Below are 16,460 nucleotides of genomic sequence, written 5' to 3' on the forward strand. Positions count from 1 at the left end.
CTAGTCGCTCACCTGCCTGGAGGCAGCTTCAGTACGGCGGCGAACGTGTTCCTGGGTGGTGTCTTTAATTTCACCGACCAGCTCTTCGAGAACGTCCTCAAGGAAGAGTACGCCTACGCTCACCCCATCACCGTTGACCACGTGAGACACGTGGGCACGGTTGCGTTGCATGGTGGCTAGAGCATCGTCTATTTCGGTTTCAGGTTTGACAATGGACATCTGACGAAGCTTTGACCAGGCAATAGGCTGATCCATGCGCTCGGACTCGTAGACAAGAGCGTCCTTAAGGTGCAGGTAGCCCATGTAGGTGCCGTCAGCCTCATCCTGCATCACAAACCGAGAATAGCCGGTGTGGGCTACAGCTTTTTCGAGCTCGACAGGGGTGCAGGGAAAGGTCATGGTGACGAGCTTGTCGCTGGGAACCATGATGTCGGCAACGGTCTTCGTGCTGAATTCCAGAGCGCCCGAGAGTACACCGGAGCCATCGTCCACGGTACCCTCGGCCGTGGACTGGGCAACAATATTTTGCAGCTCATCGAGGGTAAAAGTGGAGGCGACCTCAGCCTTGGGCTCAACTTTCATCAGGCGCAAGATATGATCGGCAATCCAGTTGAGCAACCCGACCAGGGGTTTGAGGATGCGTGAGAGAGCTACCAGGGAGGGGGCAATCCAGAGGGCTACGCCCTTGGCCGCCAGAGACACAGCAGCGTTCTTGGGCACCATCTCACCAAAAATGACATGCAGGTAGGTCACCAGGACAAGCGCGAAGATGAAGGCTAGTGCACTGGCTACCTCATAGGGGATGCCCCACGATTCAAGAGGAGCTGCGACCAGGTGGTGGATGGCCGGCTCTGAAACGTTCAGAATCAGAAGCGAGCAGACTGTAATGCCCAGCTGACAGGTAGCCAGCATGAGCGAGACGTTCTCGAGGGCGTACAGGGTGGTGACTGCACGCTTGTCCCCCGACTCGGCCAGCGGCTCAATCTGGGAGCGGCGGGTTGACATGATCGCAAACTCAGCGCCCACAAAGTAGGCGTTGCCGGCCAGCAGCACAAAGAGGAAGGCAATAGCTACCCAGTCGTTCATTGGCGGGCCTCCTTGCGGGTTACGGCCAAGCTGGCTGAGGCATTAGCTGCTACACCGCCGGCCTGATTTTCTGGTGTATAGCGCAGACGGTCCACGCGGCGCTGTTCCATTTTTTCAACCCGCAGACGGCCACCGGCCACGGGAACGACGTCGCCGGTTTCAGGCACACGCCCCAGGCGATCCATCATGAAGCCACCCATGGTTTCGTAAGCGGGGTCATCTTCCACGTCCAAGGAGCCAACGTAGTCTTTAATCTCATCAGGGCGAAGAAGACCGGAAAAGAGGTAGTCACCGTTACCCATGCGTAGGGGGCGTTCATCGAGGGCATTTGTGTCATGTTCGTCGGAGACTTCACCCACTATTTCTTCAACCAGGTCTTCGAGCGTGGTGATACCGGCAGTACCGCCGTACTCGTCCAGCACGATTGCCAGCTGCAGGGCGCCTTCGCGCAGCTGCATGAGCAGGGAGTCAAGGTGGACTGTTTCGGGAACCTGAAGGACGTCTTCCATCAGGGTTCCGGCCTGGAGGGTAGCACGCTTGTCGAGAGGCAGGCCCACAGCTTTTTTCACGTGAATGACTCCCACGATGTTGTCTTGGTCCTCACGGTAGAGAGGAAAGCGGGAATGCCCGGTAGTGCGGGCCAGCTCTATCACGTCGCTGACGGGCGCGGTATCTTCAAGCATGCTCACCTTACGGCGGGGTGTCATAACGTCGGCTGCGGTGAGCTCAGCGAACGAAAGGGTTTTATCCACGAAGCGGGCGGTATCTGAATCCAGGGTGCCCAGGTCTGCCGAGCGGCGCACCATGGACGAGAGTTCTTCGGGTGAGCGCGCAGCCGAGAGTTCCTCTTTGGCTTCCATACCAAAGCGGTGCAGAATCCAGTTGGCTGACCCATTGGCGGTACGTACCACGGGGCCCATCACCGCGGTAAAAATGAGCTGGGCTGGGGCCAGCAGGCGGGCAATACGGTAGGGTTCGGCAATAGCCAGGTTTTTAGGAACCAGTTCACCAATGATCATGGAGAGCAGGGTTGCGATGCCCATAGAGAAAATGAGGGTTATGGCCGAGGCCAAACTTTCACCCAGCCCCCACCCGGCGATGGTGTCTCCAGCGAGAGAATTAATGCCTGTGTCAAGGGTGTAGCCGGTGAGTAGGGTGGTCAGGGTGATGCCCAACTGGCAGCTGGAAAGCTGGGTAGAAAGTGACCTGAGACAGGCCAGCACTTTTTCTCCGGCGCGATCGCCACGGTCAATTTCTTGCTGCACCTTAGACTGATCAAGGGCAACCAGGGAAAACTCGACGGCTACGAAAAAACCGGTGCCCAGTATGAGCACAAAACCGATGATAAGCAGGAGCCAGTCCATGTTATCGGATCACCGCCTGGCTGTGCCGGGGCGCCAGCTGGTGGAACACGGTGGTGGGTATAAGGACGCCCGCGCCGAAGCGGTCTTTGAATGCGCTGATATGCTCGCGGGATTGCCCGGGTGGGCAACTACTAGAGGGGTCTTCCATAGTGGTCAATTCTAGCGAATTTTAAGGGGCTACTCTGCGGGCCCCTTTTCACCCCGTGCGAAATGTGGGGTTCCTGACCAGCAGACAATATGTCATACAAGGTAGTCCGTTGGACTCCCGCCCCCAACACTTCTACACTAGACAGAGGTATGCGGTACATCACGCACGCGCCGGTGCGGGTGATGCTCCGCCGTCACCGGTGCCAAACGAGGCTTTGGCATTTAGCAATCACACGACATGGAAGAGGCGTAGACAGTGCCAAACCAGCCAGAACATACGGTCCCCGAAGAATTTGCGGGCAACGAGTGGCTCGTCGAGGAGCTCTTTGAAAAGTTTGAGCAAGACCGCAATTCGGTAGATCAAAAATGGTGGCCCTTGTTCGACCAGTGGTCAGGCTCAACCACCGTCTCCACCAACCGGGGTGGCCCTGCAAAGGAGCAGGTTGCCTCAGACCAGAAGCCAGCCAGAACCCCCAAACCCGCACCCGACGCTACACGGGAACCAGCCCCTGAAGCAGACCCCAAGGCCGCGCCTGATACTAAACCCACCGCAGCCCAGCCCACAGCATCCACGCCTGCCGCAGCCCAGGTAAAAGCCCACACACCCCCATCATCAAAGGAAGCCCCAGTGAGCGATGCTCCTGCAGAAGACCAGATTATTACCCTGCGAGGCCCCGCCAAGGCAGTAGCCAGCAACATGGATGAGTCGCTGACGGTTCCCACCGCGACCACCGTCCGCGCCATTCCCGCCAAGCTACTCATCGACAACCGCACCGAGATTAACAGTTACCTGGCTCGTACCCGAGGCGGCAAGGTCTCCTTCACCCACATCATCGGCTACGCCATCATCCGTGCCCTGGCTAACTTCCCCTCGATGAACGTCTCCTACGGAGAGGATGCCAAGGGTAAGCCGGCCGCGATTCAGCACGCCCACATCAACTTTGGTCTGGCCATTGACCTGCCCCGCCCCGACGGCTCTCGCAGCCTGGTCGTCCCCAACATCAAGAAGGCTGAGAATCTCTCCTTCTCAGAGTTCTGGGAGGCCTACAACGACATCGTCAAGCGCGGCCGCGAGGGCAAGCTCGGTGTCGAGGACTTCGCCGGCACCACTGTCTCGCTGACCAACCCCGGCGGTATCGGCACCGTCCACTCGGTACCCCGCCTCTCTAAGGGCCAGGCTGCCATCATCGGTGCCGGTGCCCTCGACTACCCCGCCGAATACCGCGGTGCCTCAGAAAAAATTGTGGCCCGCAACGGTATCTCTAAGATCCTGACTCTGACCTCAACTTACGACCACAGAGTCATCCAGGGTGCAGGGTCCGGTGAGTTCCTCAAAATCGTTGAGCACTACCTGCTTGGCGGTGACGGCTTCTACGACCAGATTTTCGAAGACCTACGCATCCCCTTCGAGCCCGTCCGCTGGGCCCGCGATAACCAGATTAACCCCGAATCTGAAATCTCTAAGGTTGCCCGCATCCAGCAGCTCATTCACGCTTTCCGTGTGCGCGGCCACCTTATTGCCCAGACCAACCCCATCGGTTATCAGATGCTCTCGCACCCCGACCTGCGCCTGGAAAACTACGGCCTGACCCTCTGGGATCTTGACCGTTACTGGCCCACCGGAGGCTTCGGGGATAAAGAAACCCTGCCTCTGCGCACCATTCTGGGGCTCTTACGCGATGCCTACACCCGCACCCTCGGTGTTGAGTACATGCATATTGAGACCCCCGAGGAGCGCCAGTGGTTCCAGGACCGGCTGGAGCACGGTTACACCAAGCCCTCTCGCGACGAACAGTTCCGTGTGCTGGGCACCCTCAACGCCGCCGAGGCTTTCGAGACCTTCCTGCAAACCAAGTACCTGGGCCAAAAGCGCTTCTCGCTCGAGGGCGGCGAGTCGCTCATTCCGCTCCTGGATTCTGTTATTTCGGAGGCAGCCGATGCCGGTCTCTCCGGGGTAGGTATCGGTATGGCCCACCGTGGCCGCCTGAACGTACTGACCAACATCGCAGGTAAGTCTTATGCCCAGATTTTCCGTGAATTCGAAGGCCAGATGGATCCCCGCCTGACCGGGGGCTCCGGTGACGTGAAGTACCACCTGGGTACCGAAGGTCTTTTCACCTCGCACAACGGCAACCAAACCCAGGTCTACCTGGCAGCCAACCCTTCCCACCTCGAAGCGGTCAATACCGTGCTGGAGGGCATCGTCCGTGCCAAGCAAGACACCCTGGCTGAGCAGGGCGTTACGGGCTTCCCGGTACTCCCCATCCTGGTTCATGGCGATGCTGCCTTCGCGGGTCAGGGCATCGTGCTCGAAACCCTACAGATGTCGCAGCTCGACGGTTACACCACCGGGGGTACCGTACACATCGTAGTCAACAACCAGGTCGGCTTCACCACCACCCCGCGCGATGGGCGCACAGCTACCTATTCAACCGACGTAGCCCGCGCAATTCAGGCACCCGTACTCCACGTCAATGCCGATGACCCCGAGGCCGTCGTCCGAGCTGGCTCCATTGCTTTTGCCTACCGTCAGGCTTTCAAGAAGGACGTCGTCATCGACCTGGTCTGCTACCGCCGCCGCGGCCATAACGAGGCCGATGATCCTTCGATGACCCAGCCCAAGATGTACCAGCAGATTGAGCAGCTGCCCTCAACCCGCAAAATTTACACCGAGGCTCTGGTGGGTCGCGGTGATATCTCGCAGGACGAGGCCGAGCGGGCTCTCAAGGACTACCAGTCTCGACTGGAGCAGATTTTCACCGAAACCCACGAGGCCCAGTCCTCCTCCGCTCCCCTGGTGACTGCCGATGCTGCCGCTGTTTCAAACATCGAACGGCCCGCAGCCCAGCAGAACGAAGACTCCGTCCAGGTGGCGGGCGAAACCTCTATCTCTGCTGAAACCCTGGCTCAGATTGGCCAGGCCTTCGGTAAGATTCCCGAAGGTTTCACCGTTCACAAGAAGCTCAAGAAGCTACTGGATCAGCGCGTCAAAATGTCAACTGAGGGCGACATCAACTGGGGCTTCGGTGAGCTGGCCGCCTTTGCCTCCCTCCTCCTTGAAGGTCGCGATGTGCGCCTCACCGGTCAGGACGTTCAGCGCGGCACCTTCGTCCAGCGCCACTCCGTACTCCACGACTCTGTTACCGACGAAGAGTGGAACCCGCTGGCCCACCTCTCTGAGAACCAGGGAAGGTACTTCATCTACAACTCTCTGCTCTCTGAATACGGTGTGATGGGCTTTGAGTACGGCTACTCCGTTGAGCGCCCCGACTCCCTGGTGCTCTGGGAGGCCCAGTTCGGCGATTTCGCCAATGGTGCCCAGACCATCGTTGATGAGTTCATCTCCTCTGCCGAGCAGAAGTGGGCTCAGCGTTCTTCACTGGTTCTGCTACTCCCCCACGGTTTTGAGGGGCAGGGGCCCGACCACTCTTCAGCCCGCATGGAGCGTTATCTGCAACTGTGTGCAGAAAACAACATGACCATAGCGGTGCCCTCAACCCCGGCCAACCACTTCCATCTGCTGCGCCGCCAGGCCCATTCCCGCCCCCACAAGCCGCTGATTGTTATCACGCCCAAGCAGCTACTCCGGCTCAAGGCTGCGGCCTCCTCCGTGGAAGACTTCACCCACGGCAGCTTCAAGCCCCTGATAGGAGACACAGCCGACCTCAACCCCAGCGAGGTGACCCGCCTTATCTTTGTCTCAGGCCGTCTCTACTATGACCTTGAGGCAGAGAGGGCCAAGCGAGATGACAAGGCCACTGCCATCGTCCGGGTAGAGCAGCTTTACCCGCTCCCCACCGCTGAAATTAAGGAACAAATCGCGGCCTACCCCAAGGCTGAACTGGTGTGGGCTCAGGACGAACCGGCCAACCAGGGCCAGTGGCCCTTCATGGCTGTCAATCTGTTGCCGCTCATTGACTACCGGATGAAGCTAATCTCACGCCCGGCATCAGCATCACCGGCAGCTGGCACCGGCAAACGCCACCAGCGCGAGCTTGACAACCTCATCTCAGAGGTCTTTGACCGCTCATAGCCCCGGCGCCCTCTTCCGGTGCCCGAATCCCGTCCCGAGATTCGGGCACTGGCCTTTTATGGTGCGCCCGCCGTGCGCTGACCGGTTCCAGGGTTTAGACTAGAACAGAACGAAAACACCAAAGCTATGGGGCGATTACCGCCCCGAACCTTCTAGAAAGAAACACGTGGATCAGCGAAAAATTCGACTCGTAGCTGTTGGCGATGAACTACTCGCAGGTGTCGGGGACCCCCGCACCCTCGGGTGGTTCGGCCGCGTTATGGCGCGCACTCCCCAAACCTCAGCCTCTATTTCGGCCTACAACCTGGCTGCCCCCGGTGAGGGGAGCGAACAACTCAACGCCCGCTGGTTCGAAGAAGCCAGCCGCCGCTTTGCCCAGGGCCACGAAAACCGCCTGGTCATCGCCCCCTCAACGTTCGATATTGACCTGGCCTTGACCAGTGCCCGTTCCCGGCTGAACCTAGCTAACATGGTCGACATGGCCTCGCAGAACAATATCAAGGTTCTGGTTGTAGGCCCTCCTCCGACACTAGATGCTGAACGGAACCGCAAGATAGCCGACCTTTCAGCGGCTTACGCCGACGTGGTCACCCGCCGTAACCACGTTTACGTCGATACCTTCAACCCCCTACTCCATCACGAGCAGTGGCGCAACGACCTGGCGGCTAACGATGGCCACCCAGGTCAGTCTGGCTACGGTCTGATTGCATGGCTGGTGCTACACCGCGGCTGGTATGACTGGTTGCAGATTTCTGAGCCGGTTTAACCTCAGCCCATCCCTCAAGCTCACAGCGCCCGAGCGTGCAAAGCTGAGCAAGGTGTGAGAGTATAAAAAGAAGTGCCTGTTCCAGGTGCTACCGGCCATGGTGCCCCGGCAACCGGGGCGCTCTACCTTTAATCAAGGAGGCTCCCATGAGCAAGCGCGGTCGTAAGCGTAAGGATCGCCGCAAGAGCGGCGCTAACCACGGTAAGCGTCCTAACTCATAAGGCGGCAACAGGGCCCTCGCTCGAGTGACGAGCGAGGGCCCTGTTTCTATACCCAATTATCACAGGCGGTACCGAGATTGTTGAAGCTAGTTGGAGTGCTCTTCGGTGTGGAGCTCGTCAATGCAGGCGCGAATACGGCTTTTGAGATTGGTGGGCGCGGTTTCTTTGCAGGTGCGGCGCACAGCCTGGCGGATAATGCATTCTAAGTCATATTCTTTAGCGCAGGTACTACATTCGGCCAGGTGGGCCTGGAGTTCTTCAAGGTCCTGGCAGCTGAGCGGGTCATCGATGTATTCGTAGATGCGAGCCAGACGCTCAGCGCAGGGGTCAGTGGCGGATTCTTCGGGCGCGGTGGCGGTCATAGGAGCTCCTTTCGGGTCGGGTTACTTGCTGGTGGTGATGCCGCGTTCGGTTGCGTAGTCGGTGAGCTTATCGCGCAGGAGTTTACGGCCCCGGTGCAGGCGTGACATGACGGTGCCCATGGGGGTATCCATAATTTCTGAGATTTCCTTATAGGAGAAACCTTCAACATCTGAGTAATAAACGGCCATGCGGAAATCTTCTGGGATTGATTGCAAGGCCTCTTTGATGTCGCTATCGGGCAACCGTGCCAGGGCCTCATTTTCAGCGGAGGGTAGGCCCTTGGAGTCGTGCTCTCCAGCTTTAGCTAGCTGCCAGTCTTCGACCGTGTCGGTGTTAGCCTGATAGGGCTCTCTTTGGCGCTTGCGGTAAATGTTGATGTAGGTGTTGGTCAGAATACGGTAGAGCCAGGCCTTCAGATTGGTTCCCGGCTTGTACTGGTGGAAGGCTGAGAAAGCCTTCATATAGGCTTCCTGCACTAGGTCCTCTGCGTCCTGCGGATTACGGGCCATGCGGAGGGCGGCCGCGTAGAGCTGGTCGACGTAGAGCAGGGCCTCACGCTCAAAGCGGGATTTACGCTCTTCTTCTGTTTCGCTGGAGCGCACATCGTCTGTGGGGTTTGCGGTATCGGGGTGGACGCTGGTGCTCGGCTGCGCAGGCACTGCGGCGGTGGTGGCGGTCATGTCCCTCCAGGTGTGGTGGTCTTTGGTCTCCTACTGTACCGCCCCTACCCAGGGTGAGCGGTAGACCCGAGGCCCATATAGGTAGAACACACAGGTTTTTGTTCTATTCCCGGTACCGTATTTTTCTTACCTGAGCGGGGTGTTTATGGGTACTCCCACGGTTCTATATGTATGCTGAGTAACGTTAGGTATCTGAGATACACCGTGATGGGTCATAGCACCCCGCCCAAGGAGTAAAACCATGTCTCTGGTTCGCCGTTTTGCCCGCCCTCTGTTGGCCTCAAGCTTCATCGTTTCTGGTGTTGACCGTCTGCGCGACCCCGAGTCGTCCAGGCATCTGGCTAAGGCCGTCAACCTTGCTGCCTCCTCAACCCCGCAGCTTGCGGTGCTACGTGGGCAGGAGAAGTTGGTTGGTCAGGCTTTGGCTGGTTCCCAGGTAGTAGCAGGTACTCTCTTTGCCCTGGGTAGGCTACCCCGTTTCTCGTCTGCAGTCTTGTTGATGACCGGGGCTCTCAACTCCTACGTGGAGTATCGAGCCACCGAGGCTGAGACGAAAGAAGCCAAGACTGCCCGCCGTAACGCCGCACTGGTCAATGGTTCCCTGCTGGGGGCTATCGCTATCTCAGCTGTTGATACCGATGGCAGCCCGTCGCTGGCCTGGCGCGCTTCTAAGCTCAGTGACCAGGTCGCTAAGAAATCCCATCGTCTGGCCGCCGATGTACACGAAGCGGCCACCGATGCTCAGAAGAAGGTGGAAGATCTCTTCTCTGCCTAGAGGGATGACCCTACAACTTTTGCCGAAAACCCCGCGCCCCCGCGCGGGGTTTTCCCGTTTGACCAGCCAGCAACCTAAGATAGGTAGGGAGTACGCCTTCTATTGACACTGAGGTAGGTTTTTGTGGTTGAAGCGACCAAACTACAAACTGATACTGAACGGGACTGGCTGGCGCCCACCGTGCAGGTTCCTGCAGGGGCTGGGGCCAGGGTCGAGATTCCTGGGTCCAAGTCGCTGACCAACCGCTACCTCCTGCTGGCCGCATTGGCCGATAGCCCCTCTGTGATTCACGCTCCCCTGCACTCACGCGACTCGGCGCTGATGATTGAGGCGCTCACTGCCCTGGGTGCCCGATTCGAACCGATTGAAACCGGCAAGGCCTTTGGCCCTGACCTGCGCGTTATACCCCTTGATCTTTCTGCCCGAGCCAGGCGTGAGGCCTCCATCGATGTGGGTCTCGCCGGTACTGTCATGCGTTTTGTTCCCCCGGTCGCTACCCTACTCCCGGGCACCTTCCACTTTGATGGTGACGAACATGCTCGGGTGCGGCCGATGGGCCCGACTATTGAAGCACTCCGCGGACTGGGTGTGCAGGTTGAGGACGCCGGTACCGGTGCCCTGCCCTTCACCCTGGTCTCTGAGGGGGCTGTTACCGTACGTGCACTCACCCTGGATGCTTCGGGATCCTCGCAGTTTGTCTCGGCTCTGCTCCTGGCAGCCTGCCGCTTTGAAAACGGCTTGACTCTGCACCATCAGGGCGGGCCTATCCCCTCCATGCCCCATATCGAAATGACCTGCCAGACCATGAGCGAACTTGGCATTGACGTGAGCTTCGACGGTCACGCTACCTGGCAGGTAGCCCCCGGTAGCTTCTCAGGCTTTGAGGTCACTGTTGAACCTGACCTGTCGAACGCAGGCCCCTTCCTAGCCGCCGCTGTGGTTACCGGCTCAACCGTCACGGTGCCCAACTGGCCAGCAACAACCACCCAGGGTGGTGACTACTGGCGCCAGATTCTGCCTCTCTTCGGGGCTACGGTAGAGCTAAGCGACGGCGAACTCACGGTGACCGGCCCTCACGGCGGCGCCGCCTCTGGGCTACCCGGTATTGACCTCGACCTGGCTGAAGCGGGCGAGCTGGCCCCCACGGTTGCCGCGCTTATGGCCCTCTCACCCAATACCAGCGTCCTGCGCGGTATCGCCCATCTACGCGGCCACGAAACTGACCGCCTAGCTGCGCTCACAGCAGAGATTAACCGTCTAGGAGGTGCCGCTGAAGAAACTGAGGACGGTCTTCGCGTTACCTCGCCCGTGCACCGAGGCGGGCGATTCCGCACCTATGCTGACCACCGTATGGCTACGGCAGCTGCTATCATCGGCCTGCTCATACCCGGTCTCATGGTTGAAAACGTAGAGACCACCTCCAAGACCCTGCCCGGCTTCACCGGGCTCTGGCAAGACATGCTCACCGCCTGGGGGGCTAGCGGTACAGGCGGTGAGCGCTGATGCCCCGCACCTGGGATGAAAGTGACGTGCGAATCCGTCCCAATAAGAAGGGCACCCGCCCCCGAACCAAGGATCGCCCCGCTCACAAGGACGCCGAGGTAGGCCGCATTATCACCGTAGATCGTGGCCGCTACACCGCCGTCCTCGACGAAGGTAATCCCAGTGAGCGCTCAGTCACCGCAGTACGCGCCCGCGAGTTGCGCCGCAGCCCCGTGGTAGTCGGCGATAGGGTTTCCCTCGTGGGCGATACCTCCGGCAAGCCCGGCACCCTGGCCCGACTTGTGCGTATTGAGGCCCGCACCAGCCTGCTACGCCGCTCAGCCGACGACACTGACCCGGTTGAACGCGTGGTTGTGGCGAATGCCGACCAGCTCGTTATCGTGGTTGCCTCAGAGAACCCCGAGCCGCGCACCGGCTTCATTGACCGTTCCCTAGCCGCCGCCTTCGACGCCGGTCTCACCCCGCTCCTGTGCATCACCAAAACCGATCTGAAGCACCCAGCTTGGCTACTGGACTATTACAGGGACGTGGAGCTGACCATCCTGCTGTCGAAAGCGCAGGAGAACCGTACGCCCGGTAAAGAAGACTCCGTTGGGCTCGATCCCAGCCTGGTCGACCAGCTCTCAAAACACCTTGACGGGGCTGTTTCGGTTCTGCTGGGGCACTCGGGGGTAGGTAAATCTACGCTAGTCAACGCACTTACCGGTGCTGAACGGGCCACCGGCCACGTGAATGCCGTGACCGGCAGAGGCCGGCACACCTCGTCCTCAGCACTGGCCCTGCAGCCCCGGGAAGGGAGACCCGGAACGTGGATTATCGACACCCCCGGCATTCGCTCCTTCGGGCTAGCCCACATTAGCCCTGATACCCTAGTTGCCTCTTTTACCGACCTCGCTCCCGGCTCAGCCGACTGCCCCAAAGGCTGCACTCATTCTGCTACCGCCGAAAACTGCGGTATCACCGCCTATGTGGCGGCAGGTAGCGCCGGAGCTGCTGGCCCCGAACGACTCAACTCTCTGCGCAAACTCCTGCGCGTCGACGAAGAAACCGGAGACACCGAAAAAGAACTCGGCGTCGTAGACTCCTAACCCAAGGTATACACCATGACCAACTACACCGATGACCTGCGTTTAGCCCACATCATGGCTGATGCCGTTGACCGCCTCACCCTGACGCGCTTTAACGCCCATGACTTCAGCCTTGAAACTAAGCCCGACCTCACCCCCGTCACCGATGCCGATCGAGATGCCGAACAGCTCATCCGCTCCCAGCTCTCCCGCGTGCGTACCCGTGACTCTGTTCTCGGTGAGGAATTCGGTGAGACCGGCTCCTCACCCCGCCAGTGGGTGATTGATCCCATCGACGGTACCAAAAATTTTGTGCGTGGTGTACCGGTCTGGGCCACTCTCATTGCGCTGGTTGACCGCGGCAAGCCCGTTGTCGGCGTCGTTTCGGCCCCAGCCCTCCAGCGCCGCTGGTGGGCTGCCGAAGGCACCGGTGCCTACACCGGTCGTTCCCTAGCCAAGGCCACGAGAATCTCCGTCTCCTCCGTGCGTAGGCTCCAGGACGCTTCGCTCTCCTACTCCTCATTAACGGGCTGGCGCGACCTGGGCTTGCGTGAAAAGTTCATTGACCTGACAGACACGGTCTGGCGCACCCGAGCCTACGGTGATTTCTGGTCCTACATGATGGTTGCAGAAGGTGTAGTGGACGTAGCGGCTGAGCCCGACCTCGGTCTCTACGATATGGCGGCCCTGGTCCCCATACTCACCGAGGCGGGTGGGCGCTTCACCTCCCTGGCAGGTGAGGACGGCCCCCACGGCGGCAACGCTTTGGCAACCAATGGCAGGCTACACGAGAGCATCCTGAGCTACCTGGGAACAGAGCAGACCCTCTAACCAGGAGTCACGGAAAAGGCTGAGGCCCCGGACCCCCGTGAGGGGCGGGGCCTCAGTGCCAGGCTCGCTACTTCTTGCGCCGGTTCAGAATCGAAATTTGCTCGTTAGAGCGGTCATTCACAGGTTCGGTGCGCACCTCGGTCGAACCGCTCTCCGAGGGGGCAGAGTACTGTAAGAACTTGGGCTGGGCCGGAATTTTCAGCTGGATCTTGGACTGCTGAGTGCGCTGCTTGGAGAGGTCAACGCTGAAAAGGAGGGACACGGTCTCCTCTCGAACGCCACCCAGCATGCCCTGATACAGGGCGTACCCCTCACGCTGGTACTCAACCAGGGGGTCACGCTGGGCCATGGCGCGAAGGCCGATGCCCTCTTTAAGGTAGTCCATCTCATAGAGGTGTTCAGGCCAGCGCTTGCCAATCACTGACAGCACCACACGGCGCTCAATCTCTCGCATAGATTCCTCGCCCACGGATTCTTCACGCTCTGAGTACTGCATCTCGGCGTCAGCCAGCACTTCACGCACCATCAGGTCACGGGTAATCTTGGTCTTGTCACCCGCCTCTTCAGCTAGGTCCTCGGGGGTGATGGTCACAGGGAAGATGGTCCGCAGGTTTTCCCACAGCTTATCGAAGTCCCAGTCCTCTGCGTGCCCCTCGGCGACCTGAGCATCAATGGTAGAGGTAATCACCTCGGTGCGGAACTTCTCAATCTGTTCTTTGAGATCATCACCGGCTAGAATCTGGGCGCGGTCGGCGTACATGGCCTCGCGCTGACGGTTGAGAACATCGTCGTATTTCAGCACATTCTTGCGTTGTTCCGCGTTACGGGCTTCAACCTGCCCCTGTGCGTTAGCAATAACGCGGGAGACAATTCTAGCTTCCAGTGCGGTGTCATCAGGTGCACCGGCCATCAGGCGCGCTGCGGCCTGGCCGTTGAAGAGCCGCATCAAATCGTCGGAAAGTGACAGGTAGAAACGGGACTCACCGGGATCCCCTTGACGCCCAGAACGGCCGCGGAGCTGGTTATCGATACGGCGTGACTCGTGGCGCTCGGTACCCAGCACGTAGAGGCCCCCAAGTTCGGTAACCTCATCGTGCTCAGCGGCAGAAGCCTCTTCTGCTGCCTCAAGCACCTGGGGCCATTTGGCTTCGTATTCCTCAGGCTTCTCATTGGGGTCAAGACCCAAAGTCTTCATGGTTTCCACGGCCTCGAACTCGGGGTTGCCGCCGAGCATAATATCGGTACCGCGGCCGGCCATATTGGTTGCCACGGTGACCGCGCCCTTACGACCAGCCTGAGCCACAATAGCTGCCTCACGAGCGTGATTCTTAGCGTTGAGCACTTCATGCCGGATACCGGCCTTGACCAGTAGCTTTGATAGATACTCTGACTTTTCAACGCTGGTTGTACCCACCAACACGGGCTGGCCGGCCTTGTGGCGCTCCTCGATGTCTTTAACCACCGCATTGAACTTGGCGATTTCGTTCTTATACACCTTATCGGGCTGGTCGAGACGCTGCACTTCCTTATTGGTGGGGATAGGTACCACACCCAGCTCGTAGGTGTTCATAAACTCAGCTGCCTCTGTCTCAGCGGTACCGGTCATGCCCGAGAGCTTATCGTACATACGGAAGTAGTTCTGCAGGGTCACGGTCGCCATAGTCTGGTTCTCAGGCTTGACCTCGACCTCTTCTTTGGCTTCGATGGCCTGATGGATGCCGTCATTGTAACGGCGGCCTGCCAAGATGCGACCGGTGTGCTCATCAACGATCATGACTTCACCGTTCATGACCACGTAGTCCTTGTTGCCTTTGAAGAGCTCCTTGGCCTTGATAGCGTTATTGAGGAAACCGATGAGCGGAGTGTTCTGAGCGTCGTAGAGGTTATCGATACCCAGGTGATCTTCTATCTTGTCGATGCCCGGTTCCAGCACACCCACAGTGCGCTTCTTCTCATCCACCTCATAGTCCTGACCGGCAACCAGGGTCTTGGCTATACGGGCAAACTCACCGTACCAGCGGTTGGCTTCACCCATTGCCGGGCCAGAGATAATCAGCGGGGTGCGGGCTTCGTCAATCAGGATAGAATCAACCTCATCGACAATAGCGAAATTGTGGCCGCGCTGAACCTGCTCGTCCTTGGTCCAGGCCATGTTATCGCGCAGATAGTCAAAACCGAACTCGTTATTGGTGCCGTAGGTAATGTCAGCCTGGTACTGCTTACGGCGCACCTCAGGGGCCTGGTTAGACAGAATAACACCTGACTCCATACCCAAAAAGCGGAACACACGGCCCATCAGATTAGCCTGGTACTCGGCCAGGTAATCGTTAACGGTCACCACGTGCACACCCTTACCCGACAGCGCATTCAGGTAGGCCGGGGCAGTAGCAACAAGGGTTTTGCCTTCACCGGTCTTCATTTCTGCAATGTTACCCAGGTGCAAGGCGGCACCGCCCATCAGCTGCACATCGTAGTGACGCTTACCCAGGGTACGCTTCGATGCCTCACGTACCACAGCAAAAGCCTCGGGCAGGAGCAAATCAAGGGACTCGCCGTCCTGAGCCCGCTGGCGGAAGGAGTCCGTTTCAGCGCGGAGCTCAGCATCGGTCATCGCCGCGAAGCTATCTTCGAGTGAGTTCACCGCAACGGTATAAGCGCGCAACTGCTTGAGCACCTTTTTATCGCCGCTGCGGAGTAGCTTTTCCAAAAGAGATGCCACTGAAGTTTGCTCCTTGATGAGGTAGATGGGGGTTATGCGGGCACGGTTGACCCACCGTGCCCACTCTATTCTAGTTGAGACTCGCATGTAGAGACAGTGACGGGGCCCTCGGCCAAAAGTGAACATGGTTTTAACCGGCAGTTCTCAGGTATCTTGATACCTTGCACAGAAATCTGGCCCTCCCCGAATGCCGGGTAAGGGCCAGATGTCAACTCAGGTGAAGCAAAAGCTACTAAGCTGTGGAGTCCTCAAGGGTAATAACACCGTAGGACCACCCTTTACGGCGGTAGACGGCTGCGGGTGCCTTGGTCTCTTTGTCAACGTAGACGAAGAAATCGTGGCCAACCATCTCCATGCGGTCGACGGCCTCCTCTGGAGTTAGGTGGTCAGCCGCAAAACTCTTCTTGCGAATCTCAATCGGCGAGTCTGCTTCTTCATGCAAATCAAATTCGCCGGCAAAAGCGGCCTCTTCAACCGGCACGTCGTCAGTAGAAATCTCGGTAATCGCTACCTGGTCAGTAACGACCGGTAGTGAACCGGTTGCTTCAGAAACCGAGACAGGGTGCTTACCACCGGCTCGGCGAGACTTGCGGCGATCACGAGCTCGGCGGAGGCGCTCGAGTAGCTTGCCGTAGGTCTCATCAAAGACCGCGAACTTGTCTTGGCCGGTTGATTCGGCACGAAGCACGGGGCCACGACCAATCACGGTGATTTCAACTCGAATTGCTGCGGGGCCGCCTCGGCCCTCTTTCGTGAACTTGACTTCGATGTCAGTGACGTTATCGCCCAGGATCTCAAACTTGGTGATTTTACTTTCAACGTATTCCTGTAGGCGTTCGCTAACTTTCATGTTGCGGCCATTGACTTTGAGTTCCACAATTCCCTCCGTTCTCAGGGGGTGAATA

13 protein-coding genes are annotated in these 16,460 nt (G+C 58.8%); 7 read left to right on the top strand and 6 right to left on the bottom strand.

Annotated features, from left to right (window positions below; all coding sequences use genetic code 11):
- Positions 1–1,086 (bottom strand): hemolysin family protein, encoded by a 1,086-nt coding sequence (locus tag L6966_RS08420; RefSeq protein WP_237224838.1) that lies wholly within the window; start codon positions 1,084–1,086, stop codon positions 1–3.
- A complete protein-coding gene (locus L6966_RS08425) occupies positions 1,083–2,450 on the bottom strand; it encodes a hemolysin family protein (RefSeq protein WP_083093732.1) in 1,368 nt (455 codons plus the stop codon). The genes L6966_RS08420 and L6966_RS08425 overlap by 4 nt, the downstream gene beginning before the upstream one ends.
- Positions 2,451–2,853: 403 nt before the next feature.
- On the opposite strand from L6966_RS08425, the gene L6966_RS08430 reads away from it, so the two are divergent.
- The 3 genes from L6966_RS08430 (at position 2,854) to L6966_RS12250 (ending at position 7,617) form a co-directional block, all read left to right on the top strand.
- Entirely contained in the window at positions 2,854–6,630 is a 3,777-nt protein-coding gene (locus L6966_RS08430) for a multifunctional oxoglutarate decarboxylase/oxoglutarate dehydrogenase thiamine pyrophosphate-binding subunit/dihydrolipoyllysine-residue succinyltransferase subunit (protein WP_180377916.1), read from the top strand.
- Positions 6,631–6,796: 166 nt separating this feature from the next.
- Complete coding sequence (locus L6966_RS08435) at positions 6,797–7,396, top strand: GDSL-type esterase/lipase family protein (RefSeq protein WP_083093734.1); 600 nt, start codon at positions 6,797–6,799, stop codon at positions 7,394–7,396.
- A gap of 146 nt (positions 7,397–7,542) precedes the next feature.
- A complete protein-coding gene (locus tag L6966_RS12250) occupies positions 7,543–7,617 on the top strand; it encodes a 50S ribosomal protein bL37 (protein ID WP_371518435.1) in 75 nt (24 codons plus the stop codon).
- Between the two features lie 86 nt (positions 7,618–7,703).
- Here L6966_RS12250 and rsrA read toward each other — a convergent pair whose 3' ends face one another.
- Positions 7,704–7,979 (bottom strand): mycothiol system anti-sigma-R factor, encoded by a 276-nt coding sequence (rsrA, locus tag L6966_RS08440; protein ID WP_083093736.1) that lies wholly within the window; start codon positions 7,977–7,979, stop codon positions 7,704–7,706.
- Between the two features lie 21 nt (positions 7,980–8,000).
- The gene (locus tag L6966_RS08445; protein WP_083093738.1) at positions 8,001–8,660 is read right to left on the bottom strand and encodes a sigma-70 family RNA polymerase sigma factor; all 660 of its coding nucleotides are present in this window, start codon (positions 8,658–8,660) and stop codon (positions 8,001–8,003) included.
- A gap of 241 nt (positions 8,661–8,901) precedes the next feature.
- Between L6966_RS08445 and L6966_RS08450 the strand changes: the two genes are divergently transcribed.
- From L6966_RS08450 to hisN, 4 genes are all read left to right on the top strand, one after another.
- A complete protein-coding gene (locus tag L6966_RS08450; RefSeq protein ID WP_083093739.1) occupies positions 8,902–9,435 on the top strand; it encodes a DoxX family membrane protein in 534 nt (177 codons plus the stop codon).
- 123 nt (positions 9,436–9,558) lie between these two features.
- Positions 9,559–10,938, top strand: coding sequence for a 3-phosphoshikimate 1-carboxyvinyltransferase (gene aroA / locus L6966_RS08455; protein ID WP_083093741.1), 1,380 nt, complete (start codon positions 9,559–9,561; stop codon positions 10,936–10,938).
- Complete coding sequence (gene rsgA / locus L6966_RS08460; protein ID WP_237233201.1) at positions 10,938–12,026, top strand: ribosome small subunit-dependent GTPase A; 1,089 nt, start codon at positions 10,938–10,940, stop codon at positions 12,024–12,026. Before aroA ends, rsgA begins: the two co-directional genes overlap by 1 nt.
- A 15-nt stretch (positions 12,027–12,041) precedes the next feature.
- Entirely contained in the window at positions 12,042–12,836 is a 795-nt protein-coding gene (gene hisN / locus L6966_RS08465) for a histidinol-phosphatase (protein WP_237233202.1), read from the top strand.
- Between the two features lie 67 nt (positions 12,837–12,903).
- Here hisN and secA read toward each other — a convergent pair whose 3' ends face one another.
- Complete coding sequence (gene secA, locus L6966_RS08470; RefSeq protein WP_083093746.1) at positions 12,904–15,555, bottom strand: preprotein translocase subunit SecA; 2,652 nt, start codon at positions 15,553–15,555, stop codon at positions 12,904–12,906.
- Between the two features lie 232 nt (positions 15,556–15,787).
- The gene (gene hpf / locus L6966_RS08475) at positions 15,788–16,432 is read right to left on the bottom strand and encodes a ribosome hibernation-promoting factor, HPF/YfiA family (RefSeq protein WP_083093747.1); all 645 of its coding nucleotides are present in this window, start codon (positions 16,430–16,432) and stop codon (positions 15,788–15,790) included.
- Positions 16,433–16,460: the final 28 nt, after the last annotated feature.

Origin of the sequence: Rothia nasisuis (assembly GCF_928381405.1) — a bacterium.
GTDB lineage: Bacteria > Actinomycetota > Actinomycetes > Actinomycetales > Micrococcaceae > Rothia > Rothia nasisuis.